The sequence below is a fragment of the Micromonospora sp. WMMD712 genome (genome assembly GCF_029581295.1).
GTDB classification, from domain to species: Bacteria; Actinomycetota; Actinomycetes; order Mycobacteriales; family Micromonosporaceae; genus Micromonospora; species Micromonospora carbonacea.
On sequence record NZ_CP120743.1, the window covers coordinates 1,891,401 to 1,916,774 of the forward strand.

The 25,374-nt window shown below is 73.6% G+C and carries 21 protein-coding genes; 5 read left to right on the forward strand and 16 right to left on the reverse strand.

The genetic code is table 11. The features are described from left to right. Positions 1-80: 80 nt before the first annotated feature. The 3 genes from O7633_RS07850 to O7633_RS07860 form a co-directional block, all read right to left on the reverse strand. Positions 81-1,016 carry an acyl-ACP desaturase gene (locus O7633_RS07850; RefSeq protein ID WP_278127671.1) on the reverse strand — a complete coding sequence of 312 codons (936 nt, stop codon included), beginning with the start codon at positions 1,014-1,016 and terminating at the stop codon, positions 81-83. 87 nt (positions 1,017-1,103) lie between these two features. After that, positions 1,104-2,432 (reverse strand): histidine--tRNA ligase, encoded by a 1,329-nt coding sequence (gene hisS, locus O7633_RS07855; protein WP_282327060.1) that lies wholly within the window; start codon positions 2,430-2,432, stop codon positions 1,104-1,106. Positions 2,433-2,483: 51 nt separating this feature from the next. Further along, the gene (locus O7633_RS07860) at positions 2,484-3,203 is read right to left on the reverse strand and encodes an MBL fold metallo-hydrolase (protein ID WP_043967900.1); all 720 of its coding nucleotides are present in this window, start codon (positions 3,201-3,203) and stop codon (positions 2,484-2,486) included. A 256-nt stretch (positions 3,204-3,459) separates the two neighbouring features. Here O7633_RS07860 and O7633_RS07865 point away from each other — a divergent pair, with 256 nt between their 5' ends. Next, complete coding sequence (locus tag O7633_RS07865; protein WP_282327063.1) at positions 3,460-4,335, forward strand: peptidylprolyl isomerase; 876 nt, start codon at positions 3,460-3,462, stop codon at positions 4,333-4,335. 70 nt (positions 4,336-4,405) lie between these two features. Next, positions 4,406-5,245, forward strand: a complete 840-nt coding sequence (locus O7633_RS07870) for a peptidylprolyl isomerase (protein WP_278127677.1) — start codon at positions 4,406-4,408, stop codon at positions 5,243-5,245. A gap of 82 nt (positions 5,246-5,327) precedes the next feature. Here the strand turns inward: O7633_RS07870 and O7633_RS07875 are convergent, their stop codons facing one another. The 8 genes from O7633_RS07875 to ruvC form a co-directional block, all read right to left on the reverse strand. After that, on the reverse strand, positions 5,328-7,799 hold the full coding sequence (locus O7633_RS07875; protein WP_278136172.1) for a bifunctional (p)ppGpp synthetase/guanosine-3',5'-bis(diphosphate) 3'-pyrophosphohydrolase: 2,472 nt from the start codon (positions 7,797-7,799) through the stop codon (positions 5,328-5,330). A 313-nt stretch (positions 7,800-8,112) separates the two neighbouring features. Continuing rightward, positions 8,113-8,679: an adenine phosphoribosyltransferase gene (locus O7633_RS07880; RefSeq protein WP_178065594.1), complete on the reverse strand. Its 567-nt coding sequence runs from the start codon at positions 8,677-8,679 to the stop codon at positions 8,113-8,115. Positions 8,680-8,782: 103 nt separating this feature from the next. After that, complete coding sequence (secF, locus tag O7633_RS07885) at positions 8,783-9,970, reverse strand: protein translocase subunit SecF (RefSeq protein WP_282327065.1); 1,188 nt, start codon at positions 9,968-9,970, stop codon at positions 8,783-8,785. A gap of 1 nt (position 9,971) precedes the next feature. Next, on the reverse strand, positions 9,972-11,858 hold the full coding sequence (gene secD / locus O7633_RS07890) for a protein translocase subunit SecD (protein WP_278136173.1): 1,887 nt from the start codon (positions 11,856-11,858) through the stop codon (positions 9,972-9,974). A gap of 255 nt (positions 11,859-12,113) precedes the next feature. Further along, complete coding sequence (gene yajC, locus O7633_RS07895; RefSeq protein WP_074478714.1) at positions 12,114-12,458, reverse strand: preprotein translocase subunit YajC; 345 nt, start codon at positions 12,456-12,458, stop codon at positions 12,114-12,116. 139 nt (positions 12,459-12,597) lie between these two features. Further along, entirely contained in the window at positions 12,598-13,668 is a 1,071-nt protein-coding gene (gene ruvB, locus O7633_RS07900; RefSeq protein WP_043967887.1) for a Holliday junction branch migration DNA helicase RuvB, read from the reverse strand. Continuing rightward, positions 13,665-14,267 carry a Holliday junction branch migration protein RuvA gene (gene ruvA, locus O7633_RS07905; RefSeq protein WP_282327068.1) on the reverse strand — a complete coding sequence of 201 codons (603 nt, stop codon included), beginning with the start codon at positions 14,265-14,267 and terminating at the stop codon, positions 13,665-13,667. Before ruvA ends, ruvB begins: the two co-directional genes overlap by 4 nt. Beyond that, the gene (ruvC, locus tag O7633_RS07910) at positions 14,264-14,791 is read right to left on the reverse strand and encodes a crossover junction endodeoxyribonuclease RuvC (RefSeq protein ID WP_074478717.1); all 528 of its coding nucleotides are present in this window, start codon (positions 14,789-14,791) and stop codon (positions 14,264-14,266) included. Before ruvC ends, ruvA begins: the two co-directional genes overlap by 4 nt. Before the next feature lie 227 nt (positions 14,792-15,018). Here ruvC and O7633_RS07915 point away from each other — a divergent pair, with 227 nt between their 5' ends. Further along, positions 15,019-15,801, forward strand: a complete 783-nt coding sequence (locus O7633_RS07915) for a 3-hydroxybutyrate dehydrogenase (protein ID WP_282327071.1) — start codon at positions 15,019-15,021, stop codon at positions 15,799-15,801. A gap of 14 nt (positions 15,802-15,815) precedes the next feature. After that, entirely contained in the window at positions 15,816-17,735 is a 1,920-nt protein-coding gene (locus tag O7633_RS07920) for a helix-turn-helix domain-containing protein (protein WP_282327072.1), read from the forward strand. A gap of 111 nt (positions 17,736-17,846) precedes the next feature. Here the strand turns inward: O7633_RS07920 and O7633_RS07925 are convergent, their stop codons facing one another. Next, entirely contained in the window at positions 17,847-18,455 is a 609-nt protein-coding gene (locus O7633_RS07925) for a TetR/AcrR family transcriptional regulator (RefSeq protein WP_282327074.1), read from the reverse strand. An 11-nt stretch (positions 18,456-18,466) separates the two neighbouring features. Beyond that, positions 18,467-20,035 (reverse strand): MFS transporter, encoded by a 1,569-nt coding sequence (locus tag O7633_RS07930; RefSeq protein WP_282327075.1) that lies wholly within the window; start codon positions 20,033-20,035, stop codon positions 18,467-18,469. Between the two features lie 1,017 nt (positions 20,036-21,052). On the opposite strand from O7633_RS07930, the gene O7633_RS07935 reads away from it, so the two are divergent. Beyond that, entirely contained in the window at positions 21,053-21,661 is a 609-nt protein-coding gene (locus O7633_RS07935) for a hypothetical protein (protein WP_282327077.1), read from the forward strand. A 115-nt stretch (positions 21,662-21,776) separates the two neighbouring features. Here O7633_RS07935 and O7633_RS07940 read toward each other — a convergent pair whose 3' ends face one another. From O7633_RS07940 to O7633_RS07950, 3 genes are all read right to left on the reverse strand, one after another. Beyond that, positions 21,777-22,409, reverse strand: a complete 633-nt coding sequence (locus O7633_RS07940; protein WP_282327078.1) for a transcriptional regulator — start codon at positions 22,407-22,409, stop codon at positions 21,777-21,779. 274 nt (positions 22,410-22,683) lie between these two features. Next, positions 22,684-23,721 (reverse strand): aminotransferase class V-fold PLP-dependent enzyme, encoded by a 1,038-nt coding sequence (locus tag O7633_RS07945; RefSeq protein ID WP_282327079.1) that lies wholly within the window; start codon positions 23,719-23,721, stop codon positions 22,684-22,686. Positions 23,722-23,921: 200 nt separating this feature from the next. Next, a complete protein-coding gene (locus O7633_RS07950) occupies positions 23,922-25,310 on the reverse strand; it encodes a cation:dicarboxylase symporter family transporter (protein WP_282327080.1) in 1,389 nt (462 codons plus the stop codon). Positions 25,311-25,374 lie beyond the last annotated feature (64 nt).

The window sequence follows — 25,374 nt, forward strand, 5'->3', positions numbered from 1 at the left end:
GGGGCCCCAACTGCAAGATCGCGGGGGAACGGGGGACGGGGGCGGGGGGGCAGGGGGGGCGGGGGCAGGGGGTGGGTGGGTCAGCGGGCGGCGGCCAGGCGGGCGGCGCGGGCGTCGCGCTTCTCCTCGAAGCGGGACGCGTGCGTCTCCAGGGTGTCCAGGTGGGCGGCGATCTGGTCGCGGGCGGCCTCGCCGTCGGCGTCCAGCCCGGTGACGTTGAAGATGTCCCACTGGCGCAGCACCGGGACGACCACCTCGTCGCGGTGCTGCCGCAGGTCGTAGATGCCGGCCAGGGCGATCGCCACCGACTTGCGGGCGAAGCCCTCGATGCCCACGCCGGGCATCTGGAAGTCGGCGAGGACCTCGGCGATGGCCCGCATCGCCTGGCTCGGGGCCACCTCCAGGGCGGCGGCGAGCAGGTTGCGGTAGAAGACCATGTGCAGGTTCTCGTCGGCGGCGACGCGGGCGAGCAGCGCCTCGCACACCGGGTCGCCGGCCACCCGGCCCGTGTTGCGGTGCGAGATCCGGGTGGCCAGCTCCTGGAACGACACGTACGCCAGCGAGCGCAGCATCGAGGCGTCGTGCGAGTTGGTGTAGCCGGCGGTCATGTGCACCATCCGGGCCCGCTCCAGCGCCACCGGGTCCACCGCCCGGGTCACCGTCAGGTAGTCGCGGATGGCGGTGCCGTGCCGGCCCTCCTCGGCGGTCCACCGGCCCACCCACGTCCCCCACGCCCCGTCCGGGCCGAAGAGGGTGGCGATCTGGTGGTGGTACGAGGGGAGGTTGTCCTCGGTCAGCAGGTTCACGATCAGCGCGGTGCGGGCGATCTCGGGGATCGTCGAGTCCTGCGGCGACCACGCCTCGCCACCGAGCGGGCCGTCGAAGGTGCGCCCCTCGCTCCACGGCACGTACTCGTGCGGGAACCACTCCTTCGCCATCGCGAGGTGGCGGTCGAGGTTCTTCGCCACGACGGGTTCGAGCTCGACGAGCAGGGCGGTCTGGCTGAGTGCGGTCACGAAGTTCTCCCTACGGTGGCGTAACTTACGCCACCGTAGGTCCTCCGCGCCATACGCGCCAGTAGCGCCCGCCCGCGCGGCGTCTGCTCAGCTCACCAGGGGCGACAGGTCGGCCCGCGGCGGGGTCCACTCGCCGGCCGCAGCGGCCACCTGCTCGCCGGAGCGGATGTCCTTCACCTCGTCGGGCGCCCCGTCGACGCCGGGGAACCAGACGTACGGGATGCCGCGCCGCTCGGCGTGCCGGATCTGCTTGCCGAACTTCGCCGCGCTCGGCGCGACCTCCGTGGGCACCCCCCGGCGGCGCAGCGCGTCGGCGACGGCGTTGCTCGCCGTCCGCCGCTCCTCGCTGGTCACCGCGACCAGCACGCACGTCGGCACGCTGCGGGACACGGTGAGCGCGCCCGCGCCGAAGAGCAGCCCGAGCAGCCGGCTCACCCCGATCGAGATGCCCACCCCGGGGAAGGACGCGCCACCGGCGCTGACCAGGTTGTCGTACCGGCCGCCGGAGCAGATCGAGCCGAACCGCTCGTAGCCGGCCAGCGACGTCTCGTAGACGGTGCCGGTGTAGTAGTCGAGCCCGCGGGCGATCCGCAGGTCGGCCACGCACAGCCCCGGCGAGTGCGCGGCGGCGGTCTCGACCACCGCCACCAGCTCGGCGACGCCCTCGTCGAGCAGCGGGTGGGTCACCCCGAGGCCGCGCACGGCGTCGGCGAACGAGGCGTCCGGTGCGGAGATCTCGGCCAGGGCCAGGCACGCCTTGGCCTGCGCCTCGCTCGCCCCGGCCGTCTCGGCGAGCAGCTCGGCCACCTTCGCCGGGCCGATCTTGTCGAGCTTGTCGACGGCGCGCAGGGCGGCCTCCGGGTCGGTCAGGCCGATGCCCCGGTAGAACCCCTCGCAGATCTTGCGGTTGTTGACCTGGATGGTCACCGGCGGGATCGGCAGCGACCGCAGCGCGTCGCCGATGACCAGCGGCATCTCCGCCTCGTAGTGGGCGGGCAGGGTGTCCCGGTCGACGATGTCGATGTCGGCCTGGAGGAACTCCCGGTAGCGCCCCTCCTGCGGGCGCTCGCCCCGCCACACCTTCTGGATCTGGTAGCGGCGGAACGGGAACTGGAGCCTGCCGGCGTTCTCCAGCACGTAGCGGGCGAACGGCACCGTCAGGTCGAAGTGCAGGCCGAGGGCGTCGTCGCCGGCCGGGCCGTCAACCTCGGCCTGGAGGCGGCGCAGCACGTAGACCTCCTTGGAGGTCTCCCCCTTGCGCAGCAGCTGATCGAGGGGCTCGACGGAGCGGGTCTCCAGCGGCGCGAAGCCGTACAGCTCGAAGGTAGCGCGGATCCGGTCGAGCACGAACTGCTCGATCATCCGCTGCGCCGGGGTCCACTCGGGGAAGCCGGAGATGGGCGTGGGCTTGCTCATGACGCTCCGTTCAGCACCCGCGCGGCGGCGCGGGAAAGGTCGAGGCGCGGCCTAGAGGCCGCGGGTGGGTGCGGCCGGGCGCGCGTCGCCCGAGGCCGCCACCTCGATGAGGTACGGGTTGCTCGCGCGCTCGCGGCCGATGGTGGTCGCGGGGCCGTGGCCGGGCAGCACCACCGTGTCGTCGGCCAGCGGCAGGATCTTGTCGCGCAGGCTGGTGAGCATCCGGGGCATGCTGCCGCCCCACAGGTCGGTGCGGCCGATCGAGCCGGCGAAGAGCACGTCGCCGGAGAGGCAGACCTGCTCGGCCTCCCACTGCGAGCCCGCGCCGGGCAGCCGGAACAGCACCGACCCGCCGGTATGGCCCGGGGCGTGGTCGACGGTGATCTCCAACCCGGCCAGCGACAGGGTCGCGCCGTCGGTCAGCTCGGCGACGTCGTCGGGCTCGGAGTAGGGCAGCCGGCCGCCGAAGAGCCCCCGGAGGTCCATCGACAGCCCCTTGGCCGGGTCGGCCAGCAGCTCGCGGTCCTCCGGGTGGACGTACGCGGTCACGCCCCGCGCGCCGCAGACCGGCGCGACGGAGAACGTGTGGTCGAGGTGGCCGTGGGTGAGCAGCACGGCGGCGGGGTGCAGGCGATGCTCGGCGAGGACGGCGTCGAGCCGGTCGATCACCCCGATGCCCGGGTCGACCACCACGCACTGCTCCCCCGGCCCGGTCGCCACCACGTAGCAGTTGGTGCCGAAGGCGTCCGCGGGAAAGCTCGCCACGAGCACGGCGCTCCCCTTCCGTCGCTGTCTAGCCTGCACCGGAAGCCTAGCCGCAGCGGCGGGCGGACCGCGCCGGCCCACCCGCCCCCGTGGCCACAGCGGCCCAGTGAGCAACTCCGATAAAGCCAGCCCGGACCTCGTACACCACTTTCCCAGCCGCTACCCGTACACTCTGGCGGGCGTGTGGCGTGGCGCACGTGGCGCCCGACGGGGCGCGACGCCGACCGCCGGTGACCATCAGGGTAGAGGAAGGGGAGCACGGGTGGCTTCCAGCAGGGACCGGCAGCGCAAACTGGCGCGGGCCAAGCTCGACCGGCAGCTGGCGCGACGGGCCGCCCGGACCAGACGCCGGCGGCAGATCCAGGCCGGTGTCGGCGCCGCCGTGGTGCTCGTGCTGATCGTGGCCGGTTCGGCCTGGGCGCTGGGCGCCTTCGACGACGACCCGAAGCAGGACACGGCCGCCGAGGACGTCTGCCTCTGGACGCCGCAGGACGCCGCCGCGAACACCAACCTCAAGGACGTGGGCACCCCGGCCACCAAGGGCCTGCCGACCGCCGGCACCCGGGCGCTGACCGTCACCACCAACCAGGGCGCCCCGATCACCGCCGAGCTGGACCTCGCGTCGGCCCCGTGCGCCGGGGCGAGCATCGCCCACCTGGCCAGCAAGGGCTTCTACGACAACACGAAGTGCCACGAGATCACCTCCGAGGGCGCGCTGCGCTGCGGCGACCCGAGCGGCACCGGGCTGGGCGGCCCGGCCTACTCGTTCTACGACGAGAACGTCCCGGTGGCCCCCGAGGCCAGCCCGTCGGCGAGCCCGGCGCCCGACGAGCCCCCGGCGTACCCGAAGGGCACGGTGGCGATGATCGCCAACCCGCCGGGCGCGAACGGCAGCCAGTTCCTGATCTTCTTCAAGGACTTCGACCCGGACAAGCCGGCCTACCCGGTGATCGGGAAGGTCACCGGCGGCCTGGACGTGGTCACGAAGATCGGTGCCCTGCCGACCGTGGACAATGGGAGCGGAGCCAAGGTCAAGCCGAAGACCGACGTGGTGATCCAGAGCCTCACCGTCGGCGAGCCGTCGACCGCGCCGGCCCCGGCCCCCAGCGGCGCGTCGGCCAGCCCCAGCGCCGGCTGACCCGGCTCCCCCGCACCCCACAGCCTTTTGCGGCACCGGCCGCGCCCGAGACAGTCCAGGAGGATCGACCGTGACGTCCACCAGAGAGCGGCAGCGCGCGGCGGCGCGCGCCCGGCTCGAGCGGGAGATGGCCGAGCGTGCGGCCCGGGCCCGCAAGCGCCGGCAGACGCAGGCGATCGTCGGGGCCGGGGCGGCCCTGCTGCTCGTGGTCGCCGGCTCCGTCTGGCTCGCCGCCAGCATCGGCGGCGACGACGACAAGAAGCAGGACACCGCCGCCGCCCCCGGCTTCGTGCAGTGCACCTGGACCGAGGTTCCCAAGGAGCAGCGGACCAAGGAGATCAAGGACGTCGGGCTGCCGGCCGCCCAGCAACCGAACACCGGCACCCAGACGCTGACGTTCGACACCAACCTGGGCCCGATCACCGCCAAGGTCGACCGGTCCGTCGCGCCGTGCACCGCCGCCAGCTTCACCCACCTGGCGAGCAAGGGCTTCCTCGACAACACCAAGTGCCACCGTCTGGTCACCGAGGGCATCAAGGTGCTCCAGTGCGGCGACCCGAGCGCCACCGGCAAGGGCTGGCGGGACACCGACGGCACCGGCGGCCCGAGCTACCGGATGGCCGAGGAGAACCTGCCGACCGACAAGCGCCCGCCGTACCCGGAGGGCGTCATCGCGATGGCCAACTCGGGGCAGCCGGGCAGCACCGGCAGCCAGTTCTTCATCGTCTACGGCGACTCGCCGCTGGACGCGAACTACACGGTGCTCGGCACCGTCACCGGCGGGATGGACATCGTCAACCAGGTGGCGAAGGCCGGCGACGACGGCGCGTACGCCAAGCAGGCCGGCGGCGGCCACCCCAAGAAGGAGATCGTCATCGAGAAGATGACGATGAGCGAGGCGCAGGGCTGACCGCCCGCCCCGCCCCCGCACGACGAAGCGCCCGCCGGTCACCGCCGGCGGGCGCTGTCGTGGGTGGGGCCTTCCGGGCCGCTCAGGAGCCCGAGGTGACCCGGTAGGCGTCGAACACGCCGTCGACCTTGCGGACGGCGGCCAGCAGGTGCCCCAGGTGCTTCGGGTCGGCCATCTCGAAGCTGAACCGGCTCACGGCCACCCGGTCGCGGGTGGTGGTGACGGTCGCGGAGAGGATGTTGACCCGCTCGTCGGAGAGCACCCGGGTGACGTCCGCGAGGAGCTTGTGCCGGTCGAGGGCCTCCACCTGGATGGCCACCAGGAACGTGGAGGCGGAGGTGAGCTTCCAGCTCACCTCGACCACCCGCTCGGCCTGGGCCCGCAGGTCCTCGGCGTTGGCGCAGTCGTCGCGGTGCACGCTGACGCCGCCGGAGCGGGTGACGAACCCGAAGACCGAGTCGGGCGGCACCGGCGTGCAGCAGCGGGCCAGCTTGATCCAGACGTCGCTGACGCCCCGCACCACCACGCCCGGGTCGGCGCTGCTCTGCCGGCTGCGCGGGGGCCGGGTGGCCACGGCGGTCTCGGCGATGTCCTCCGCCGCGCCCTCCTCGCCCCCGTACGCGGCCATCAGCTTCTGCACCACCGACTGCGCGGAGACCTGGCTGTCGCCGACCGCCGCGTAGAGCGACGCCACGTCGGCCAGGTGCAGGTCCCGCGCGATCGCCATCAGCGCGTCGGAGGTGAGCATCCGCTGCAACGGCATGCCCTGCTTGCGCATCGCCTTGACGATCGAGTCCTTGCCGGCCTCGATCGCCTCCTCGCGCCGCTCCTTGTTGAAGTACTGCCGGATCTTCGTGCGGGCGCGGGGGCTCTTCACGAAGCCCAGCCAGTCCTGCGTCGGCCCCGCCGTGTCGGACTTCGACGTGAAGATCTCGATCACGTCGCCGTTGGACAGCGTCGACTCCAGGGGCACCAGCTTGCCGTTGACCCGCGCCCCGATGCACTTGTGCCCGACCTCGGTGTGCACCGCGTACGCGAAGTCCACCGGCGTCGACCCCGTCGGCAGGGGGATGACGTCACCCTTGGGGGTGAAGACGTACACCTCCTGGCTCGACAGGTCGAAGCGCAGCGCGTCGAGGAACTCGCTCGGATCCGCCGCCTCCCGCTGCCAGTCGAGCAACTGGCGCAGCCACGTCATCTCGTCGATGTGCGCGGGCGGGCCGACGATCTGGGTGCCCTTGTGCTCCTTGTACTTCCAGTGCGCGGCGATGCCGAACTCGGCGGTGCGGTGCATCGCGTACGTGCGGATCTGCATCTCCACCGGCTTGCCGGTGGGCCCGATGACCGTCGTGTGCAGCGACTGGTACATGTTGAACTTGGGCATCGCGATGTAGTCCTTGAACCGGCCCGGCACCGGCTGCCAGTTCGCGTGGATCACGCCCAGCGCGGCGTAGCAGTCGCGCACCGTGTCGACCAGGATCCGCACCCCGACCAGGTCGTAGATGTCGTTGAAGTCGCGGCCCCGCACGATCATCTTCTGGTAGATCGAGTAGAGGTGCTTCGGCCGGCCCGTCGTCTCCGCCTTGATCTTGGCGGCCTTCAGGTCGGTGCCCACCTTCTGCGTCACCTGACGCAGCAGCGACTCCCGCTGCGGCTGGTGCTCCCCGATCAGGCGCAGGATCTCCTCGTACCGCTTCGGGAACAGCGTGCCGAAGGCGAGGTCCTCCAGCTCCCACTTGATCGTGTTCATGCCCAGGCGGTGGGCCAGGGGCGCCAGGATCTCCAGCGTCTCCTTCGCCTTCTGCTCCCGCTTCGGCGCGGGCAGGAAGGACAGGGTGCGCATGTTGTGCAGCCGGTCGGCCAGCTTGATCACCAGGACCCGCGGGTCCTTCGCCATCGCCACGACCATCTTGCGGATCGTCTCCGCCTTCGCGGCGTCGCCGAGCTTGACCTTGTCGAGCTTGGTCACGCCGTCGACGAGCAGCGTCACCTCGGGACCGAAGTCGACCTTCATCTGGTCGAGCGTGTATTCGGTGTCCTCGATCGTGTCGTGCAGCAGCGCGGCGACCAGCGTCGTGGTGTCCATGCCCAGGTTGGCCAGGATGGTGGCCACCGCGAGGGGATGCGTGATGTACGGGTCGCCGGACTTGCGGTACTGGCCGGAGTGCCAGCGGTTGGCGGTGTCGAACGCGGTCTGGATCAACTTCGCGTCGGCCTTCGGGTGGTTCTCCCGGTGGCTGGAGATCAGCGGCTCCAGCACCTCGCTGACCTGCGAGGTCTGCCAGGGCGCGTTGAACCGGGCCAGCCTCGCCCGCACCCGCCGCCCGGTGGGCGCGTTGGAGAGGGCGAAGCCGCCGCTCGGCGAGGGATCACCGCTGAGCTGCGCCGGATCGTCGGCGGCGTCGGCCGGGAACAGCGACGCCCCGGCACCCGCCGCCGCGCCGTCGGCGGACCCGGGGCCCGCGCCGTCACCACCCGCCACGGCCAGGGCGTCAGCGCCCCGATCGGTCACCGAACCGTCAGCGTCGCCTGTCGGGTGCACCGTGCCCTCCACCGGAGGGACGACATCGTGGGACACCGGCCTCCTCACCGCTCGCCGGGGATGCGCCGACCGTCCGGCCGGCCTGGTCTTCGCACCGCCCGGACGGTCACCCGCCCGGTCAGCAATGGGCAATGCTACCCGCACGCACGGTGCCCCGCCGCTCCGCCGGACGGTCCCCACCGGGTCCGCCCGGCGGCCGGGGCCACCAATCGGGCACCGGGGCACGAACAGGCGCTCCGCGCGCCACGCGGACGGGCACGGGCACCGTTCCCGGCCCGACGCCCCGGGTCGTCGACGCCGGGACGGGGGACGAGGCCCCGGCGGCTCACACGCTCAGCAGGGCGTGCACGGGGCGCGGGGCCAGCCGCTCGCGCCCGCCGAGGAACCCCAGCTCCAGCAGCACCGTGAAGCCGGCCACCGTGCCGCCGGCCCGCTCCACCAGGTCGAGGGTGGCCTCGGCGGTGCCCCCGGTCGCGAGCACGTCGTCGACCACCAGCACCCGGTGCCCGGCGGTGAACGCGTCCTCGTGCACCTCCAGCGTCGCCTCGCCGTATTCCAGCGCGTAGGAGGCCGAGTAGGCGGGGCGGGGCAGCTTGCCGGCCTTGCGCACCGGCACCACGCCCACCCCCGCCGCGTACGCGATGGCCGCCGCGACGACGAAGCCCCGGGCCTCGATGCCCACCACGGCGTCGAACGCGTCCCGCCCGTGGTGGGCCACGATCCCGTCGACGACCTGCCGGAACACCTCGCCGTCGGCGAAGAGGGGCATCAGGTCCTTGAACATCACGCCCGGCTTCGGGAAGTCCGGCACGTCCAGCACGCGGCTGGCGACCAGCTCGGCGACCCGTGGGCCGCTGTCTCCCCGTACCCCGGCGCTGTGCGTCTCCGTCACGGCGGCCCGTCTCCCTTCATGGCCGACGGCGTCCCGCGCGCTGCTCGCACAGCCCGCGGGACGCCGTCGGAACGTGTTTCCTGTCTCCTACCGGTGTGGCCGATCAGCGCCGCTTGGCGCCGCCCGGCCGGTTGCCGCCGCCACCGGCGGGGCGGCCGCCCCGGGCGCCGGTCGACCGCTTGCCGGCGGGCCGGGCGCCCACCTTCGGGGCGGCCCCGGCCAGGGCCGCGTCGACGTCGACGGGCTCCTCGGCGTCCGCGGCCGGACGCGCCGCGCCCTTCGGGGTGATCTCACCCTTGGCGAGGGCGGTCCGCCGGGCCAGGACCCGCTTGTTGTGCGCCTGGATGCGCGGCTCGTAGTTCTTGAGCAGCACCAGCAGCGGGGTCGCCAGCAGGATCGAGGTCAGGAAGGCGACCGCCATGCCGACGAACAGCACCAGGCCGAGGTCCTTCAGCGTGCCCGCGCCCAGCAGGCCGGCGCCGATGAAGAGCAGGCCACCGACGGGCAGCAGCGCGACCACCGAGGTGTTCAGCGACCGCATGAGGCTCTGGTTGATGGCCAGGTTGGCCGCCTCGCCGTACGTCTGGTTGTTGTTCGCCGTGATGCCCCGGGTGTTCTCCTGCACCTTGTCGAAGACCACCACCACGTCGTAGAGCGCGAAGCCCAGGATCGTGAGGAAGCCGATGATCGTCGACGGGGTGACCTCGAAGCCGACCAGCGAGTAGATGCCGGCGGTGAGGATCAGGTTCATGAACAGGGAGGAGACGGCGGCGGCCGCCATCCGCCACTCGAACCGCAGGACCAGGTAGACCGTCACCAGCAGGACGAAGATCACCAGACCGAGCAGCGCCCGGGAGGTGACCTGGCTGCCCCACGCCTCGCTGACCTGGTTGCCGCTGATCTGGTCGGCCTGGATGCCGAACACGCGGGCCATCTCGGCCTTGGCCTCGTTGGCCTGCTCGGCGTCGAGCTGCGTGGTGCGCATCTCGTAGAAGTCGCCGCCGGTGCCGCCGACCCTCTGCGCGGTGACCACCTCGGCGCCCGCCGCGGTGCGCGCCAGCACCGTGTCGACCGTCTTCTCGGCGTCGTCGAGGGTGCCGACGCTGGCCGGCACCTGGAACGAGTTGCCGCCGGCGAACTCGATGCCCAGGCTGAAGCCGCGCAGGGCGAAGCTGAGCACGGCGACGAGGATCAGCGCCCCGGCCACGCCGAACCACAGCTTGCGCCGGCCGATGACGTCGAGGCCGGCCTCGCCCGCGTAGAGGCGGCTCGCCAAACCAGTCTTAGCCATCTCAGGCCTCCTTGACGCGCGAGGTGCGGGTGGCCTGCTCGCTCCGCGCGGGCGGAAGGATCCGGCCGAGACCGCTGACCCGCGGGGACAGGAACGCCCGGGTCCGGGCGAACATCGTCATGATCGGGTGACGGAACAGGAAGACCACGACCAGGTCGAGCACCGTGGCCAGGCCGAGCGCGAAGGCGAAGCCCTTCACCGCGCCGACCGAGACGATGTAGAGCACCACGGCCGACATGATGGTGATCGCGTTGGCCGAGATGATCGTCCGCCGGGCCCGGATCCACGCCCGGGGCACCGCGCTGCGCGGGCTGCGGCCCTCCCGGATCTCGTCCTTGAGCCGCTCGAAGTAGATGACGAACGAGTCCGCCGCCACACCGAGTGAGACGATCATGCCGGCGATGCCGGCGAGCGTGAGGGTGAAGCCGATCTGCCGCCCCAGGAAGACCAGCGCGCCGAAGACCAGCAGACCCGACAGCACCAGGCTCAGGAAGATGACCGAGCCGAGCAGCCGGTAGTAGAAGAACGAGTAGATGATGACCAGCAGCATGCCGATGCCGGCGGCGAGCAGGCCCGCGCGCAGGTGGCTCGCGCCGAGGGTGGCGGTGACGTTCTGCTGCTCCTGCGCCTCGAAGGTCACCGGCAGCGCGCCGTAGCGCAGCTGACCGGCCAGGGCGTTGGCCGTCTTGTTGTCGAAGCTGCCGGTGATCTGCGAGTCACCGGTCAGCACGCCCTGGATCTCCGGCGAGGAGACGACCTTGTTGTCCAGCACCACGGCGACCCGGCACTTGCCGTCCTGGCCCAGCGCGGTCTGGTCGCAGGCCTGGCCCTCGTTGTTGAACGCCTCGCGGGTCAGGTTGGTCCACTTCTCCTGGCCCGCGCCCTTGAAGTCGAGGCTCACCACCCAGGAACTGGTCTGGTCGAGCACCGCGTTGGCGTCGCCGACGTCGGTGCCGAGCACCTTCGCCACGTCCAGCAGGTATTTCTGGACACCGTCCTCGCAGGCGACCGCCTTCTGCTTCTCGTCCTTGATCGACGCCGGGGGGCGCTGGTCGAGCTGCGCGCAGGTGATCGTCGGCACGTTGAACTGCATCTCCGCGGGCAGCACGGCGATCTCGCGCGGGCTGAGCGCGCCGAACGGCTTGAGCTTGTCGGCCAGCGACGGGTCGGCGGTCAGGTCGGCCGGGGCCTGGAGCCCGCTCGCCGCCTGCCAGGCAGCGGCACCGACCTTCTGCTCGACGGCCTTGCGCTGCTCCTCGACGCCCGCCGGCACCGGCTCGGCGCTGGCGCTCGACGACGGCGCGGCGCTCGCCGAGGGCGACCCGGTGGCGCTGGCGCTCGGGGCCGGCGCCCCGCCGCCCTGGCCGCCCGCGCTCGGCGACGCGGTGGCCTTCGCGCCGGACGGCGACGCGCTGCCCGACGGCTTGGCGCTGCCGGACGGGGCCGGCGACGCGCTGCCCGACGGGGCCGGCGTCGGGGTGGGCGCCGGGGCCGCCGCCGCGCCGCTGCCGTCGGCGGCCTTGAGCACCTTGCGGAAGCGCAGCTCGGCCGCGCTGCCGACGTCGGTGAGGTCGCGGTTCTCGCCGGGCAGGGAGATGACGATGTTCCGGTTGCCCTCGGTGACCACCTCGGCCTCGGCCACGCCGTAGGCGTTGACCCGGTTCTCGATGATCTGGCGGGCCTCTTCGAGGTTCTCCGCCGTCGGGGGCCGGCCGTCGAGGCTGTTCGTCGCCTCCAGCGTCAACCGGGTGCCGCCGACCAGGTCCAGGCCGAGCCGGGGCTCCAGCCGGTCCTTGAAGCCACCACTGGCGCCGCCCGAGAAGAACACCAAGAGATAGAGGACGACGAAGATGAGCCCGAGCACGGCGAGCTGCCGTCCGGGCCGCATCTGTCCCTGAGGTGGTGGTGCCACGGCTGTCTGTCTCCCTGTTACGGTCGCACCGCCGTCTGCGGCGGCACGAGGGTCGGGCCGGGGGTCCCGGCGACGGGTGTCCGGGCCGGCGACCCGACGTCGACACGACTGCCCACGGCCGTCGCGGGGGCGGCGGCCGGCAGCGCTCACGCGTCGGCGTCGGGCGTCGGGCGTCGGGCCCAACTATCCAGTTTTATCGCTGTCTCCGCTGCCCCGTCCCCGGGACGACGGTCACTCCTTGACGGTTTCGGCGTCCTCGACGTCCTCGGTGGCCTCGGGCCGCTCGGCCTGGCTGACGACGCGGGCGATGGCCGGGCGGGCGTACCGGGTCTGCACGCCGGGGGCGACCTCGAGCAGGACGGTCTCGTCGTCCACGCCGGTGACCGTGCCGTAGAGCCCGCCGATGGTGACCACCTCGTCGCCGGGACCGAGGGTGGACTGCATCCGCTCCGCCTCGCGGCGGCGCTTCTGCTGGGGGCGGATCATCATGAAGTACATGACGCCGAAGAGCAGGGCGATCATGAGGATCGGCGTGAGACCGCCGGCTCCCCCGCCACCCGCTGCTGCGTAAAGCACGGTTACAGACCTTCCGATTGGCCTCCGGCTCGGCACGAGGGGCACCGGAGCGGAGGCGGATTCTCACGTCCTGTACAGACCGCGGCGAGTCTAGTCCCTGCACCTGGGAACGCCGAATGCGGCACAGATCACGAACGGATCACGGCTCATCGGGCGCGGCGGAGAACAGATCGGGCGCGGGAGGGGCACCGGTGCCAAATGTACCATTCGGTGGGGTACGGCCCAGATGACGCCAGGCCGCCTCGGTGGCCACCCGCCCCCGGGGCGTACGCGCCAGCAACCCGGCCCGCACCAGGAACGGCTCGCACACCTCCTCGACGGTGTCCGGCTGCTCCCCCACCGCCACGGCCAACGTCGACAGGCCCACCGGGCCGCCCCGGAACGAGTCGACCAGCGCGGTGACCACCGCCCGGTCCAGCCGGTCCAGCCCGAGCGCGTCGACGTCGTACACCGTCAGGGCTGCCCGGGCCGTCTCCACCGTCACCGTGCCGTCGGCCCGGACCTCGGCGAAGTCGCGCACCCGGCGCAGCAGCCGGTTGGCGATCCGGGGGGTGCCCCGGGACCGGCCGGCGATCTCGGCGGCCCCGTCGTCGGTGATCGGCACCCCGAGGATGCGCGCCGACCGGCGCAGCAGCACCTCCAGGTCGGCCGGCGAGTAGAAGTCGAGGTGCGCGACGAAGCCGAAGCGGTCCCGCATCGGCCCGGTCAGCAGGCCCGACCGGGTGGTCGCCCCGACCAGGGTGAACGGCTCGACGTCCAGCGGGATGGCGGTCGCCCCGGGCCCCTTGCCGACGATCACGTCGACCCGGAAGTCCTCCATCGCGCTGTAGAGCAGCTCCTCCGCCGGCTTGGCGATCCGGTGGATCTCGTCGATGAACAGCACGTCACCCTCGGTGAGGCTGGTCAGGATCGCCGCGAGGTCACCGGAGCGCTCGATGGCCGGGCCGCTGGTCACCCGGATGCCGGAGCCCAGCTCGGCCGCCACGATGTTGGCCAGGGTCGTCTTACCTAAGCCTGGGGGCCCCGACAGGAGGATGTGGTCGGGCGGGGAGCCGCGCCGCATCGCGCTGCGCAGCAGCAGGTCGAGCTGTTCGCGGACCCGGTGCTGGGCGATGAACTCCTCCAGCCGCTTCGGCCGCACGCTGGCCTCGGCGTCGCGCTCCGCGTCGTTGACGTACGCCGAGACGAGGTTGCCGTCGGGGCCCGTCATCGGGTGCGGCCGAGCAGGCGGATGGCCTGCTTGAGCAGGACCGGCACGGGCGGCGGCGGGCCGTCGACGGTCTCCGCGACCGCAGCGACCGCCTGGTCGGCCTGGCCCGCCGTCCAGCCGAGGCCCACCAGGGCCTGACGGACCTGCTCGGGCCAGGCGCCCCCGGTCACCCCGGCCGCCCCGTCGGCGCCCACCGGCACCGGGCCGATCCGGTCCCGCAGCTCCAGCACCAGACGCTCGGCGCCCTTCTTGCCGATGCCCGGCACCCGGGTCAGCGCGGCGGTGTCGGCGTTGGCGATCGCCTTGCGCACCGCGTCGGGGGTGTGCACGGCCAGCACCGCCTGGGCCAGCCGGGGCCCCACCCCGCTCGCGGTCTGGAGCAGCTCGAACAGTTGCTTGGCGTCGTCGTCGGCGAAGCCGTAGAGGGTGAGCGAGTCCTCCCGGACCACCAGGCTGGTGGCCAGCCGGGCCGGCTGGCCGACCCGCAGTTCGGCGAGCGTGCCGGGGGCGCAGTGCACCGCCAGGCCGACCCCGCCGACCTCCACCACCGCGTGGTCCGGGCCGGTCGCGGTGACCGTGCCGCGCACACTGGCGATCATCGTGCTCCTCCTCGTCGTGCCCGGTCGGCCGCGGCGGCCAGCTTCGAGCGGGTGCCGCCGCGCCAGACGTGGCAGATGGCCAGGGCCAGGGCGTCGGCGGCGTCGGCCGGCTTCGGCGGCTCGGGCAGCCGCAGCAGCCGGGTCACCATGGTCGTCATCTGCGCCTTGTCGGCCTGGCCGGAGCCGGTGATGGCGGCCTTGACCTCGCTCGGCGTGTAGGTCTGCACGGGCAGTCCGGCGCGCGCGCCGGCCAGCACGGCGATCCCGCTGGCCTGGGCGGTGCCCATCACGGTGCGCACGTTGTGCTGGCTGAACACCCGCTCGACGGCGACGGCGTCCGGCCGGTGCTCGGCCACCAGGTCGGTCAGCGAGCGGTCCAGGTGCAGCAGGCGCAGCGGCAGGTCGTCGCCGGGGTCGGTGTAGACGACGTAGTAGGCGACCAGGGTGCAGGGCCGGCCCGGCACGCCCTCGACCACGCCGACCCCGCACCGGGTCAGCCCCGGGTCGACGCCGAGCACGCGCACGCCGCCTCCTCCCCACCACGTCGGCAGTACGTGTGTTCGACACCCTACTGGGCGGCCCCGACAGCCGGCTGCGGGGACACGCCGCCGAAGAGCAGGGGGCAGCCCGCCGACGGGCCGGGGGTTGGGCCGCCGACGGGCCGGGGGGCGCGGCGGCACACAGCCGGGGCGTCGAGTATGTGTCCCGCCCCCATGTGCCCCCGGCCACCCGGCTCGTAGCTTTGTGCGCCATGACGGCAGAACCCGTGGCGGGCCCCCACGTCGTACACGTCGACCTGGCCGGTCGGACCGCGCTGGTGACCGGCGGAGGCGGCGGCATCGGCCGGGCCTGCGCCCTGCGGCTCGCGGCGGCCGGGGCCCACGTGCTGGTGCTCGACCGCGACGCGGGCGCGGCCGAGGAGGTCGCGGCGCTGGCCGGCGGCCGGGCCGTGCGGGTCGACCTGGCCGACCCGGCGGCGGTGGACCGGCTCGACGCCGACGTGGACATCGTGGTCAACAACGCCGGGCTGCAACACGTCGCGCCGGTGCCGGACTTCCCGCCCGAGCGGTTCGCGTACATCCACCGGGTGATGGTGGAGGCCCCGTTCCGGATCGTGCGCCGGGCGCTGCCCCACATGTACGCCCGGGGTTGGGGGCGGATCGTCAACATCTCCTCCGTGCACGGGCTGCGGGCCTCGCCGTACAAGTCGGCGTACGTGTCGGCGAAGCACGCCCTGGAAGGGCTGTCGAAGGTGGTCGCGCTGGAGGGCGCGGCGCACGGGGTCACCGCCAACTGCATCAACCCGGCGTACGTGCGCACGGCGCTGGTGCAGGACCAGATCGCCGACCAGGCCGCCACCCACGGCATCGGCGAGGCCGAGGTGGTGGAGAAGATCATGCTGGCCCGGGCGGCGATCAAGCGGCTCATCGAGCCGGAGGAGGTCGCGGAGCTGCTGGCGTACCTGTGCGCGCCGCCGGCCGCGTTCATCACCGGCGCGTCCATCGCCCTCGACGGGGGCTGGACGGCGAACTAGTGGCCTCGCGCACAATGTCGGTCATGTCGTCGCCGGTGGAGTTCCTGGAACTGCTCGCCCGGGAGGCCGCCGCGGTGGAGTTCGAGGGCCCGCTGGTGGCGGCCCGCGCGGCCGGCGTGCCCCCCGACCGGCTCGCCGAGCTGGAGCAGGCGAAGGTGGTCGCGCTGCGGGTCCGCGCGCTGCTGGAGCGCCGACGTCGCCGGGAGAGCGAGCTGTCCGGCCTGTACGACACCGCGAGCGACCTGGCCGGGCTGCGCGACCTCGACGCCGTGCTGCGGGCGATCGTGCACCGGGCCCGGCACCTGCTCGGCGCGGACGTGGCGTACATGACGCTCGACGACGACGAGCGCGGCGACACGTACATGCGGGTCACCGACGGGTCGATCTCGGCGCGGTTCCAGCGGCTGCGGCTGCCGATGGGCGCGGGCCTGGGCGGCCTGGTGGCCCAGTCCGGCACCCCGTACGTCACCGCGAACTACCCCGAGGACGACCGCTTCCACCACACCGGGGAGATCGACGCCGGGGTGGGCGAGGAGGGCCTCGTGGCGATCCTCGGCGTGCCGCTGCGGCTCGGCTCCACCTCGATCGGCGTGCTGTACGCGGCCAACCGCTCCGCCCGGCCGTTCGCCCGGGAGGAGGTGTCGCTGCTGGTGTCCCTCGCGGCGCACGCGGCGGTCGCGATCGACACGGCGCGGCTGCTGGCCGAGACCCGGGCCGCGCTGGCGGAGCTGTCGGCGGCCAACACCACCATCCGGGCGCACAGCAGCTCGGTCGAGCGGGCGGCCGCGGCGCACGACCGGATGACCGCGCTGGTGCTGCGCGGCGGCGGGGTCGAGGACGTGGCGTCCGCCGTCACCGACGTGCTCGGCGGGGCGCTGCTGGCGCTGGACGCCCACGGGCGGCGGCTGGCCCGGGTCGGTCAGATCGACGAGCCGGACCGGGCGGACCTGGTGGAGGCCGTGGCGGCGTCGCGGACCGAGGGGCGCAGCGTCCGCCGGGGCCCCTTCTGGTACGCCGCGGTGGTCGCCGGCACGGAGAACCTGGGCGCGCTGGTGCTGCGCCCCGACGGCGAGCTGGTCGACGCCGACCAGCGCATCCTGGAGCGGGCGGCGCTGGTGACCGCGCTGCTGCTGCTGTTCCGCCGCACCGTGGCCGAGGCCGAGGGGCGGGTGCGGGGCGAGCTGCTCGACGACCTGATCGCCCGGCCGCTGGCCGACACCGACGCCCTGCGCAGCCGGGCCCGCCGCCTCGGTGTCGACCTGGACGCCCCGCACGTGCTGGTGGCGGTCGGCGACGACGCGATCGCCGCGACGGGTTCCGCCCGGCAGCGGGTGCTCTCCTGGGCCACCACGTACGCCTCGACGCGCGGCGGCCTGGCCGCGGCGCGCGACGGCCGGGTGGTGCTGATGCTGCCCGGCCGGGACGCGGGCGGCGCGGCCCGCGCGGTGTCCCGGGACCTGTCCCGGGTGACCGGCCGTCCGGTGACCGCCGGGGCGAGCGGCCCGTCGACGGACCCGGCCTCGCTGGCGGCGATCTTTCAGGAGGCGGACCGCTGCCTGACGGCGCTCGGCGCGCTGGGCCGGACCGGGCAGGGGGCCAGCACCGCCGAGCTGGGCTTCGTCGGGCTGCTGCTGGGGACGGTCGGCGACCGGGGCGACGGGGACGTGGCCCGGTTCATCGCCGGCACGGTCGGGCCGGTGGTGGACTACGACGCCCGGCGGGGCACCGCGCTGGTGAAGACCCTGGAGGCGTACTTCGGGGTGGGTGGCAGCCTGGCCCGGGCGGCGGAGCTGCTGCACGTGCACGTCAACACGGTGACCCAGCGGCTGGAACGGGTCGGCCAGCTGCTCGGCCCCGACTGGCAGAAGCCCGGCCGGGCCCTGGAGGTGCAGCTCGCGCTGCGCCTGCACCGGCTCCGCGAGCCGATGCCCTGACCGGCCGGGGTGCCGGGCTGCCCTGACCGGCCGGGGTGATCGGGCCGGTCGGGTGCGGCCCTTCGCGGGCCGGCCGGGTGACTGGCTGCGCGGGCGGCCTGGGCGGGGGCGTCAGCGGGCCCGGATGCCGTCCAGGATGCCGTCGACGATCCGGTCCGGGAGCAGGACGTCGTCCAGCTCGGGGTGCCAGCGCAGCATCCGCTGCATCAACATCGGCCCGGTGAGCAGCGCCATCGCCATCTCGATGTCGAGGTCGGCCCGCAGCTCGCCGAGGCGCACCCCCCGGCGGAGCACCTCGCGCATCAGCTGCCGCCGGGGCGCGATGATGTTCTGGTAGAGCCGGAAGTGGTCGGGGCTGCGGTTCACCTCCGGCACGAGGCAGGGCAAGATCTTCGCGGCGCGCGGGTCGATGTTCTGCCCGACCGCGCCGACCAGCAGCACCAGGTCGTCCCGCACGGAGTGGCCCGCCGGGTTCGGCAGCACGCCCTTGAGCCGACGCAGCGCGTCCAGCAGCAGCGCGTCCTTGCCCGGCCAGCGGCGGTAAATGGTGGCCTTGCCGACGCCGGCGCGGGTTGCGATCGCCTCGATGGAGAGCGCCTCGATCGTGCTGCCCTCGGCCAGCAGGTCGAGGGTGGCCTCCACGATCGCCTCGTCCGCGCGGCTGCTCCGCGGTCGCCCGGGCGACCGCGGAGCCTCGGCGGCGGAAGTCATGTCCGACATTGTTCCCGGACCTACGCGGTTCCGGCCAACTCGGGTTCGCTCGCCGCCGGCGCGCCGGCCGCCCGGTCGAGGGCGCGGCCGGGCATCCAGCGCAGCACGACCACGAAGCCGAGCACGGCGACCGCCGCGGAGAGCGCCGCGGCCCAGTGCATCGCCGAGACGAAGGCGTCGTTGGCGGCCGTCACCAGGGCCGGCCCACCCGGACCGAGCTGCCCGGCCGCCGCGTACGCGCCGGAGATCGACTCGCTCGCCGCCTCGTGGGCCCCCGCCGGCAGGCCGCGCAGGGCCGGGGCGACATCGTCCCGGTAGACCGCGGACAGCACCGAGCCGAGCACGGCCACGCCGAGGGCGCCGGCGACCTGGCGCACGGTGTTGCTGACCGCGGACCCGACGCCGGCCTTCTCCCGGGGCAGCGCCGACATGATCGACTCGGTGGCGGGCGGCATGATGTTGGCCATGCCGATGCCCTGGAGGAGGAAGACCACCAGGACCACCCAGATCGGGGTGCCCGCGTCGATGAACGCGAACGCCGCGAGGGCCACGCTGGTCAGCGCCAGCCCGACGGCCGCGACGGCCCGGCCCCCGTACCGGCGGACCATCGCCGCGCTGCGCGGGGCGAAGACGAGCTGGGCGGCGGCGAAGGGCAGGAAGAGCAGGCCGGTCTGCAACGGGGTGTAGCCGCGGACCAGTTGCAGATAGAACGAGCTGAAGAACATGACGCCCATCGCGGCGAAGAAGACCAGCCCGACCAGCGCCACCGGGGCGGCGAAGCGGGGCACCCGGAACAGCCGGACGTCCAGCGACGGGTGGTCGCTGCGCAGCTCCAGCAGCACGAACCAGGTCAGCACGGCCAGGCCGCCGAGGATCGACACCCAGACCAGGGGCCGGCCGAAGCCGTGCTCACCGCCGTCGATGATGCCGTAGGTCAGGGCCACCAGGCCCACCACCGACAGCAGCACGCCGAGAACGTCGACGCGCCCCGGGTCGGGGTCGCGGGACTCGGGCACCAGCAGGGCGACCAGGACCACCCCGACAGCGACCACCGGCACGTTGATCAGGAAGACGGAGCCCCACCAGTAGTGCTCCAGCAGCGCGCCGCCGAGGATCGGGCCGATCGCCACGGCGAGGCCGACCGCGCCGGCCCACACGCCGATCGCCCGGCCGCGCTCCCGGGGGTCGAAGACGTTGGAGATGATCGACAGGGTCACCGGCATGATCGCCGCCCCGCCGACGCCCATCAGCGCGCGGGCGCCGATGAGCTGGGCCGGGCTCTGCGCGTACGCCGACAGCAGCGACGACAGCCCGAACAGCACCAGCCCGACCAGCAGGAAGCGCTTGCGCCCGGCGCGGTCGCCGAGCACGCCGAAGGTGAAGAGCAGACCCGCGAAGACCAGGGTGTACGAGTTGATCGACCACTCCAGCTCGCCCTGGCTCGCCCCGAGGCCGTGCACCGGGTCGGCGAGGGTACGCAGGGCGACGTTGAGGATGGTGTTGTCGAGGACGACGACGAGGAGGCTGATCACCAGCACCCCGAGGATCGCCCACCGCCTCGGATGTCCGGTGTTCTCGTGCGGTTGCATGGGCAGTTCCCCTCCCCGATGTCGCCCGCCCCGCAAATACGATACGGCGCAGACTCGTAACCCAGACGAGGCTAGGCCACACGGTTTCGATACGGAACCGGATCGTATCGTTTGTGCGCCACGTCACGCGCCGATCCGCCGCAATCCGACTCACCTCCTCGCTCGCCTCCAGATGGGGAGACCTGGCGGCAACCCGCACCGCCGAACCGCCACCTCCCACCACACCGGGCGACTGGCCCGACGGGACGACGCGGAGCGGGGCGGGCGTGAGGCGGGGCGGGACGGGACGACGCGAGGCGGGCGCGGCGCGGGCGAGGCGGGCGCGGGGCGAGGCGGGCGCGACGCGAGGCGGGCGCGGGGCGGGGCGGGGCGAGATGGCCGGCTGACCCCAGGCCCGAAGTCGGGCCGGGGCGGAACGAAGCGGACCGGACTGATGCCACGTTGATCGACTTCATGTCGGGCAGATGGCGGTATCAACCGCGCGGGATGCCCCCACCTGCCCGACATCCCGTCGCCCCTCCACCCTAATGGGAGGATTGTCCGACCCTGGCCGGGGGTGAGTTCGGTATGGGGCGACGAGGCGGGCCGGACCGCCCGGGCGCGGGGTGACCGGCGGCACTCCCGGGCCGGAATCCCGCCAAGGCCGGGGGTGTTACACCCGACGGACGACCGAAGCACCACCCAGGCTCCCCCGATCCAGCAGACCCCCCGGCCCCGGCCTCCGCAGGCCGCCCGCGTGCCGGCTCAGCCGCCAGCCCCGCAATCGCCCCGGGCGACCGGCCAGCCGCCTCGGCACCACACTCGCCAAGGCGAGGCAGCCGCCGGGAATGGGGACGGGCCACCGGTCGTTACACCCGGACCCGGCCCGGCACCACATGTGGCAGCCGGCCCGGTCCTGCCTCGTCTTTCCCCCCTTTGTTCGTTGTTCGGGCGCCTCGACGTGGTGCTCGCACACCCCCACACCACCCCCGTTCGGGGCGTGAGGGTGTGCCGACCCCCCGATTGGAGTCACCCCTGATGAACACGACCATCCTGCGCAAGAGCGTCCTCGGCATCGCCGGACTCGCCTTCGCCGGTGGCCTCGCCGCCGGCCCCCTGAACCACACCACCACCGACACCGGTGACGCGCGGCCCGTCGCCGCCGTCCAGGCCGACAAGGCCGACAAGACCGCTGGCGTGGACACCGGGAAGCTCATCCCCCACGGCGTGCAGGGCACCCAGTCCCGCATCGACCTCGACCCGGAGCAGACCGCCAACGTCAACGCCATCATCGCCGCCACCAAGAAGGCCGGCCTCGACGAGCGCGCCGCGGTCATCTCCATCGGCACCGCGTTGCAGGAGTCGAAGCTGCAGAACCTGGGCCACCTCGGCGACCGCAACGACCACGACTCCCTCGGCCTGTTCCAACAGCGCCCCTCCAGCGGCTGGGGCACCCCCGAACAGATCACCGACCCCGAGTACGCGACGACAGCATTCCTCAAGGGCCTGCGACAGGTCGACGGCTGGCAGAACATGGCCCTGACCGACGCCGCCCAGACCGTCCAGGTCTCCGCCTACCCCGACGCCTACGCCCAGTGGGAACAGCAGGCCGCCGACCTCGTCACCCAACACTGGAACAACAGCTGACACCACAACCAGCCACCGGCCGGGCCCCCCGAACACCAGGGACCCGGCCGGTGGCATCCCCGCCCCCAAAACAGCCAAGGAACGTTAAGAAGGGGCCCCTCCACTACAGAAAGCGTTAACAAGGGGCCCTTCCTTGCAAGCAGGCGGTGGTGGCTGCGGCCAGGGTCGTCAAGCGGGTCGACGGGGGCGGCAGCGGTTCGATCCAGCCCGGCCCGGCCGCGTGCACGCGTACCCCGGGGGTGTCGCGGCCGAAGCGGACCAGCCGGTACGCGCGGCCGGTGACCGGGGTCTGCGACCAGACCACGACGGTGTGCGGACGGGCCCGGCGCACGGCGGAGGCCAGCGCCGCCCAGGGCAGCGCGGGCCCGAGCAGCAGGGCGCCCCGTCCGCGTTCCCGCAGGGCGGCGGCGAGCGCGTGCAGGCCGAGGCAGTGGGTCTCGTGCTCGGTGCCGGCGAGCAGCACGCCTCCGGTGGGCAGTTGCCGGGCGGGCTCACGGCGGAACACGTCCAGGCCGATGCGCACGCCCTCGGAGAGGGCGTGCTCGGTGGCGACCTCGGCCGCCGTGTGGCCCCGCAGCGCGGCGAGCAGCGGGACGCAGACCTGTTGCCAGGACGCCAGCACCCCGTGGTCGGCGGCCAGGGCCAGCAGCAGGGCGGCGACCTCGTTGGCGTCGAGGTCCTCGGCGGCTGCGGAGAGGCGCTTGCGCGCGGTCTCGACGGCCTCGGCCGGCATCGAGTCGGTCAGCACGACGTACCCCCGGGTAGACGGTCACTACCAGGGGTTCGTCCGGACGGCGTGATTCGGATGCGGCGCGTGCGGGCGCAGCCGCCACGACCGGCGCCGGCTCACGGCCGGCGTCAGCCGGTAGTCGGGCCGGGCCGGCGGCGCGTCAGCAAGATCAGCCGGCCCGCAGGCCCGCGGGCGAGCAGGCCGGCAGGGCAACCACGTCGGCCGGCCAGCGCGTCAGCCGGCCAGCAGGGCAAACGCGTCGGCAGGGCAAACGCGTCAGCCGGCCAGCGCGTCAGCCGGCCAGCGCGTCGAGGGCCAGGTCGACGTCGGCCTCGGTGGTGTAGAGGTGGAACGACGCCCGGATCCGGCCGGCGCGCACCGCCGCCCGGATGCCCGCACGTTCGAGCTTCTCCTGCGCGCCGGGCACCTCGACGGCGACGATCGCGCTGTCGCCGGGCGGGCGGCCCAGCCCGGCGAGGAACCGGTTGGCCAGCGCCACGTCGTGCTCGCGCACGGCAGGCAGGCCGATCTCGGCGAGCAGTTCCAGGGCGGGGGCGGTGCCGATCCAACTGAACCACGCCGGGGACTGGTCGAACCGCCGGGCGTCGGCGGCGAGCCGCAGCGGCGGGCCGTAGAAGGCGGAGAACGGGTCCTCGGCCGCGTACCAGCCGGCACCGTCGGGGCGCAGCCGCTCGCGCAGCGCCGGCGCCAGGTAGGCCAGGGCCGACCCCCGCGGCCCCATCAGCCACTTGTACGCCCCGACGGCGACCACGTCGGCCAGGCCGGCGTCGAACGGCAGCCAGCCGCACGCCTGGGTCGCGTCGACGACGACCAGCGCGTCGTGGGCCCGGGCGGCGGCGACGATCCGGTCGTAGTCGGCGACGGCGCCGTCGGCGGACTGCACCAGGCTGAACGCGACCAGGTCGGTGTCGGTGTCGATCGCGTCGACGAAGCCGTCGAGCGGGACGGTGCGCACCCGCACCCCCCGCTCGGCCTGGGCCAGCCAGGGGAAGAGGTTGGAGGTGAACTCCACCTCGGGGGCCACGACGGTGGCGCCGGCGGGCAGGGCCGCCGCGACGGGGGCGAGGAGGCCGGCGACGGTGCTGCCGACCGTCACGTCGGTGGCCGCCACGCCGACCAGCCCGGCGAAGGCCGCCCGGGAGCGCCGGGTGGCGTCGTCCCAACCCTCCCAGGAGGTACGTCCCGTCCGCCAGTCGGCCAGGGCCTCCTGCACCGCCGCCCAGGCCGGCTCGGGCGGCAGCCCGTAGCTGGCGGTGTTCAGCCAGCCGGGCTGCGGCTGCCACAGCTTGCGTGCCTGCTCCAACTCCATGCCGCCGACGGTAGTGCGGTCGGGGCCGCCGCCGTGAGCGCCAATTCACCGATGGTGGCCGCCGCCCCCGGTCGCGGCAGGCGGCGGGCGACGCGGGGGCGGCGGCGTTCGGAGGGCCCGGGGCGGGCGGGCGCGGCGGCGATGCGGGGGTGGCGGCGTTCGGGGGGCCCGGGGCGGGGCGGGCGCGGCGCCGGGGCCGGTCAGGCGGGTGTGCCGCTGAGCGCCGGGCGCTGCGGCCCGGCCGGCGGCTGCGGGTCGTCGCCGGGGGCGTCCTCGTCGAGCATGGTGGCCTCGTCGAAGGGGCGGCGGCCGGCGAGCACGTCGCGGGCCTGCGCGCGGTCGAACTCGCCGGTCCAGGTGCCGACCAGGACGGTGGCCACGGCGTTGCCGGCGAAGTTGGTGAGCGCCCGCGCCTCGGACATGAACCGGTCGATGCCGACGATCAGTCCGACGCCGTCGAGCAGGTCGGGGCGGTGCGACTGGAGGCCGCCGGCCAGGGTGGCCAGGCCCGCGCCGGTGACGCCGGCCGCGCCCTTCGAGGCGATGATCATGAACAGGAGCAGGCCGACCTGCTCGCCGATCGACATCGGCTTGCCCATCGCGTCGGCCACGAACAGCGCCGCCATGGTCAGGTAGATGGCGGTGCCGTCGAGGTTGAACGAGTAGCCGGTGGGCACGGTGATCCCGACGACCGGCTTGCTGACGCCGACGTGCTCCATCTTGGCGATGAGCCGGGGCAGCGCCGACTCCGACGACGAGGTGGACAGGATCAGCAGGAACTCCCGGCCGAGGTAGCGCAGCAGGGCGAAGATCGAGATGCGGGCGACGAACCAGAGCAGCGCGCCGAGCACCACGACCACGAAGATCAGGCAGGTGGCGTAGAAGCCGAGCATGATCTGGGCGAGGCTGGTGAGCGCGTCCAGGCCGGTGGCGCCGACGACGGCGGCCATCGCGCCGAACGCGCCGATCGGAGCCACCCACATGATCATTGCCAGCACCTTGAAGACGAGCCGTTGCAGCAGCCCGACGGCGCGCAGGACGGGCTCGCCGCGGCCGCCCAGGCCCTGCACGGCGAAGCCGACCAGGAGGGCCACCAGCAGCGTCTGGAGCACCTCGCCGCCGGTGAGCGCCGAGACCAGCGTGGTCGGGATGATCCCGAGCAGGAACTCGGCCGTACCCCCGCTCTCGCCGGCGGCCGCCGCCTGGCCGGCGTCGGCGGTCTGCGCGCCCAGGTCGAGGCCGGCGCCCGGCTGGATCACGTTGCCCACGGCGAGCCCGATGGCCAGCGCGACGGTCGACATCAGCAGGAAGTAGCCGAGCGCGAGGCCGCCGACCTTGCCGACCTTCGCGGCCTGCCGCACGGAGCCGACGCCGAGGACGATCGTGCAGAAGATCACCGGGCTGATCATCATCTTGATGAGCGCGACGAAGCCGGTGCCGAGCGGCTTCAGCGCCTTGCCGACCTCGGGCGCGACGAGCCCGACGACGATGCCGGCGAGCGCGGCGGCGATCACGGCCAGGTAGAGGTAGCGGGTGGGGTCCCGGCGGGCGGGGGTGGACTTCGCGGTGGCGGTGGGGGTGGTGTCCATGCCCACAATGTGAACCGCGCCTCACCGCAGGGCAGCCTTGTGGTCATTCTGTTCACTCCCGTGA

What these genes read in the sequence shown, in the direction of transcription:
- hisS (WP_282327060.1), bottom strand. Translation starts at nt 2,432, where the DNA reads ATGAGCAAGCCCACGCCCATCTCCGGCTTCCCCGAGTGGACCCCGGCG.
- secF (WP_282327065.1), bottom strand. Translation starts at nt 9,970, where the DNA reads ATGGCTAAGACTGGTTTGGCGAGCCGCCTCTACGCGGGCGAGGCCGGC.
- secD (WP_278136173.1), bottom strand. Translation starts at nt 11,858, where the DNA reads ATGCGGCCCGGACGGCAGCTCGCCGTGCTCGGGCTCATCTTCGTCGTC.
- ruvB (WP_043967887.1), bottom strand. Translation starts at nt 13,668, where the DNA reads ATGACGGGCCCCGACGGCAACCTCGTCTCGGCGTACGTCAACGACGCG.
- ruvA (WP_282327068.1), bottom strand. Translation starts at nt 14,267, where the DNA reads ATGATCGCCAGTGTGCGCGGCACGGTCACCGCGACCGGCCCGGACCAC.
- O7633_RS07915 (WP_282327071.1), top strand. Translation starts at nt 15,019, where the DNA reads ATGACGGCAGAACCCGTGGCGGGCCCCCACGTCGTACACGTCGACCTG.
- O7633_RS07920 (WP_282327072.1), top strand. Translation starts at nt 15,816, where the DNA reads ATGTCGGTCATGTCGTCGCCGGTGGAGTTCCTGGAACTGCTCGCCCGG.
- O7633_RS07925 (WP_282327074.1), bottom strand. Translation starts at nt 18,455, where the DNA reads ATGTCGGACATGACTTCCGCCGCCGAGGCTCCGCGGTCGCCCGGGCGA.
- O7633_RS07930 (WP_282327075.1), bottom strand. Translation starts at nt 20,035, where the DNA reads ATGCAACCGCACGAGAACACCGGACATCCGAGGCGGTGGGCGATCCTC.
- O7633_RS07935 (WP_282327077.1), top strand. Translation starts at nt 21,053, where the DNA reads ATGAACACGACCATCCTGCGCAAGAGCGTCCTCGGCATCGCCGGACTC.
- O7633_RS07945 (WP_282327079.1), bottom strand. Translation starts at nt 23,721, where the DNA reads ATGGAGTTGGAGCAGGCACGCAAGCTGTGGCAGCCGCAGCCCGGCTGG.
- O7633_RS07950 (WP_282327080.1), bottom strand. Translation starts at nt 25,310, where the DNA reads ATGGACACCACCCCCACCGCCACCGCGAAGTCCACCCCCGCCCGCCGG.